This is a genomic window from Bacillus hominis, assembly GCF_018332515.1.
In the GTDB taxonomy this organism is placed as follows: Bacteria; Bacillota; Bacilli; order Bacillales; family Bacillaceae_G; genus Bacillus_A; species Bacillus_A hominis.
The window spans coordinates 1-3,598 of the sequence record NZ_BOQD01000163.1 but is presented as its reverse complement, the minus strand read 5'-3'; the positions used below and the strand labels follow the sequence as shown (position 1 = coordinate 3,598).

General features: G+C 32.2%; 6 protein-coding genes. 5 read left to right on the top strand and 1 reads right to left on the bottom strand.

The genetic code is table 11. From position 1 onward, the window contains the following. From KI356_RS16685 to KI356_RS16665, 5 genes are all read left to right on the top strand, one after another. A partial coding sequence (locus KI356_RS16685; protein WP_212935937.1) for a DUF3942 family protein occupies nucleotides 1-156 on the top strand: 156 nt, incomplete at its 5' end. Nucleotides 157-281: 125 nt separating this feature from the next. After that, nucleotides 282-698, top strand: coding sequence for a BlaI/MecI/CopY family transcriptional regulator (locus KI356_RS16680; protein ID WP_212935936.1), 417 nt, complete (start codon nucleotides 282-284; stop codon nucleotides 696-698). Between the two features lies 1 nt (nucleotide 699). Beyond that, the gene (locus KI356_RS16675) at nucleotides 700-1,512 is read left to right on the top strand and encodes a M56 family metallopeptidase (RefSeq protein ID WP_128281503.1); all 813 of its coding nucleotides are present in this window, start codon (nucleotides 700-702) and stop codon (nucleotides 1,510-1,512) included. Nucleotides 1,513-1,567: 55 nt separating this feature from the next. Further along, nucleotides 1,568-2,122: a TlpA family protein disulfide reductase gene (locus tag KI356_RS16670; protein ID WP_212935935.1), complete on the top strand. Its 555-nt coding sequence runs from the start codon at nucleotides 1,568-1,570 to the stop codon at nucleotides 2,120-2,122. Between the two features lie 14 nt (nucleotides 2,123-2,136). Then, nucleotides 2,137-2,820 (top strand): prolipoprotein diacylglyceryl transferase family protein, encoded by a 684-nt coding sequence (locus KI356_RS16665; protein ID WP_212935934.1) that lies wholly within the window; start codon nucleotides 2,137-2,139, stop codon nucleotides 2,818-2,820. 56 nt (nucleotides 2,821-2,876) lie between these two features. Here KI356_RS16665 and KI356_RS16660 read toward each other — a convergent pair whose 3' ends face one another. Then, nucleotides 2,877-3,422, bottom strand: coding sequence for a helix-turn-helix domain-containing protein (locus tag KI356_RS16660; RefSeq protein ID WP_128281501.1), 546 nt, complete (start codon nucleotides 3,420-3,422; stop codon nucleotides 2,877-2,879). Nucleotides 3,423-3,598 lie beyond the last annotated feature (176 nt).

The following is a 3,598-nucleotide window of genomic DNA, read 5'->3' as shown; positions in this document are numbered from 1 at the left end:
ATTATAAAAATAGTGGATAATGTGGTTATTCCATTAGATACTATCGTAGCAAAAGATCGGGAATTATTTGCACTCGGGCGTAATGAGAAATTTAGTGTGCAAATATTAGAATATTATCTCTATGATACATTTGGAGAGAAGTTAGGTTTACAATGAATCGAACGCGGTACAGATAACTAATTAGTGAAGATTAGGATCTATTTAAGTATCAGTTAATATCATTCATGTTTGACCTTCAATATATTTTATACTACAATCTGTAGTGTGAAAGGGGCCATGCGATGTTTACTCAAAACTACAAGTTAAATGAGCAAGGGTTAAATCACTTTTTCGGACCGCTTGAAGCGAAAATAATGGAAATTGTTTGGGCTACTGAGGGCATTACCATTAAAGATGTGCAACAGAAATTAAGTGAAGAATCCCCGGTGAATTTTAATACTGTAATGACAGTTATGAACAGATTAGTAGAGAAATCACATTTAGAAAAGCATATCGTGAAAAGAAGTGGTATGTATCGTGCTGCACAAACGAAAGAAGAATTTTTATCCAATCAAACGAAGAAAATGACACAGGAATTAATGGGTGAATTTGGAGATCTTGTTGTGAACCATATGATAGATGAGTTAGAACAAGCTGATCCATCTTTAATAAAAAAATTAGAAGAGAAATTAAGTCAGCTAAAAAAAGAGGACCGATAAAATGAAGTGGCAAATGCGTAAAACCGTTTTGTTAGCAGTGACTATTAGTGTTCTTTTTTTTAGTATGTTAGTATACTACGTTACATACCCATTTCTTTTTCAAAATAAAGCATTTTTTCTCTCGCAATTTTGTTTATTTGAATTACAAAAACATATGAGGGAATTATCAATACTTCGCATAATGATAGCCGGATTACTGTTATTTACTGTAATCATTATAAGTAAAAGAATTTGGAAGCAGTTTTTTTATAGTAAAAAATTGAAAAGAAATCTCGTGTCTATTACTAGAAAAGGAAAGCAAGTGTACGTATTATCAACGTTACAGATTACGGCATTTACAATTGGATTATTTCGACCGAAAATTGTCATTTCAGAAGGAATGTTTCAGGCGTTTTCAGAGGAAGAAATTGATGCGATTGTATTACATGAGGAATATCATCAAAAAAATCGAGATCCATTAAAGTTATTTTTCTTTACATTGTTAGCTGAAGGAATGATGTACATTCCTATATTAAAAGGAATGCTGCAGCGTTATCACGTGTATCAAGAGCTATCAGCTGATAAATATGCGATGCAAAAAATGAAATCTTCATTTGAGCTAGGTAGTGCATTATTAAAATTAATTAAAATAAAGACGATGGAAAACCAATGTATTACAGCTTCGTTTGCGAAAACTGCAATTAATTTACGGATTGAGCAAGTGTTGAATGAGAAAGTTGTTAAGCTGAATATACCATTACATACGAATTCAGTATATGTAACGTTAGGGCTATTTTGTATGTCGATTGTACTTATTGTTGGAGAGTGCATATAGCCTTTTTTTTTAATAGTTAACACTACAAATTGTAGTGTGTTTAGGAGGAAGAAAAGTGAAGAAACTACTTGCTATTATACTGGCCGGGGCACTAATTTGGGCAGGGGTTAATTTTTATAATTCAAAGAAAGAAGAAAAAGAAAGAAAAGCGAAACAAGCGGAGTTACAAGAGAAAGAAGTATTGCCACAAGTGGGATTTAAAGCACCAAACATAACATTAAAAGGATTAGATGGGAAGCTGTATTCGTTAAATGATGCAAAGGGAAAACCATATGTTATTAATTTTTGGGCATCATGGTGTGGCCCATGTGAAATGGAGGCTCCTGACTTAGTTCGTTTGTATGATAAATATAAAAAGAATGTTGAAATTTTTGCGGTAAATGCAACAATCGGGGATCCAGTACAAGAAGCGAGTGCATTTGTGGAGCGTCATGGATTTAAGTTTCCTGTTTTATTAGATATGGACGGAGTAGCTGGAATAGATTATAAAGTATTTTCTTTACCGACGACATTTTTTGTTAATAAAGATGGAATTATTGTAGATCATGCACGAGGTGTATTACCTCCAGATCAATTAGAAGAGAAGTTTAAGAAAATAATTGAGAATTAAGAGGGGATTTCATAGTGATGGAGTGGATCGTGAGGTTACAACCCGTATCTCTTATAATTGGAAGTCTATTTGGATTTACTCTGATGAAACTAAGGATGAAAAAGCAAAATATTCAATATGAAAAAATGATGGATGCAGTAACGAATGGTCTTCTCATCATTGTATTCATATGGAAATTCGCACCGGCAATTTTAAATCCGGTATGGGCCATTGGGGCGCCAATGCAAGCATTATTAGCTGTAGGAAGTATGCAGCATATTATAGTAGGTTTTATTATGGCTAGTATATACATTGTTTGGAAAAGTAAAAAAGAGCAATTTTCTCTTCGAATTTTACTTGATACATTACCCTTCGGATTGTGTGTGAGTATTATCTTTTATTTTCTATTCCATCAAGAAGTAGGTATACAAACGACACTTCCATGGGGGATGAAAATATATGAATCGAAATTTTTGTATCATCCTATTTTCATGTATGAGATTATACTTGCACTCGGTATAATTGGCTCGTTATGGATTAAAAATGAAAGATTAGGAAATGGAAAGAATATAAGCTTTTTTCTAATTGGCGAGGGAATTGCTCATATCATTATTTCGCTTATTAGTGAACAAAATTCAGTTCTATTTGGTCTTTCAATACAGCAAATACTCAGTTTTTGTGTTATTAGTTTAGGGATTTTGTTAGTACCAAAAAAATAAAAATAGCCATGTACGGAGAGCATCCGTGCATGGCTATTTTTTTATCATCACATGAATTAAAAAATCGGCGGAGTAACAGAGAATAAAACAATCGCACTTTTCTCGAATTGATTTACCCATTTATGTTTTAAATAAGCTGGTATTTTTACGCTATCACCAGTTTCTAATATGTATTCTTCTTCATTTAAGTGCAATGTGATTTTCCCATCTAATACAAATGCTAATTCTTCTCCTTTATGTTCTAGCACATTTTCTGACGAAGCAGTATTCGGTGGGATAGTCATAATTGCTGTTGCTAAGTTTCCTGTGAAATCAGGTGATAACAATTCATATGATAAATTATCGATAATCATTTTTTTTCTTTTATTAGAACGCACTATTAGATCGTCTGTATTAGTTTCTTCAAGTAAAAAACTAAATGTTGGAACATCAAGAGCTTTTGCGAGGACCTTTAATGTTTGAATGGAAGGGTTAGCGGAACCACGTTCAATTTGACTAAGCATTGATGGTGTGATTCCGGCCATCTTTGCTAGTTCTTTACTAGTTAATCCTTTTTCTTTTCTTTGCTTTTCAATCTTTTTCCCGATATCTATATTTTCCATAATAAATGCTCCTTAATGTTTATTAAATTATATTTAAATAAATTAAATTAAAATTAACCGAAACTGAATTTTATGTTAAACTATATTTAAATTAATTTAATTATAATTTATTATATGGCTAGCTACAAGAATATGAGGAGGAAGAGGAATGAAGGAGATAGAGGTATTAAAAGAAC

Excerpts from the sequence above, each read along its gene's own strand:
- KI356_RS16680 (WP_212935936.1), top strand. The coding sequence starts at position 282 with ATGTTTACTCAAAACTACAAGTTAAATGAGCAAGGGTTAAATCACTTT.
- KI356_RS16660 (WP_128281501.1), bottom strand. The coding sequence starts at position 3,422 with ATGGAAAATATAGATATCGGGAAAAAGATTGAAAAGCAAAGAAAAGAA.
- KI356_RS16675 (WP_128281503.1), top strand. The coding sequence starts at position 700 with ATGAAGTGGCAAATGCGTAAAACCGTTTTGTTAGCAGTGACTATTAGT.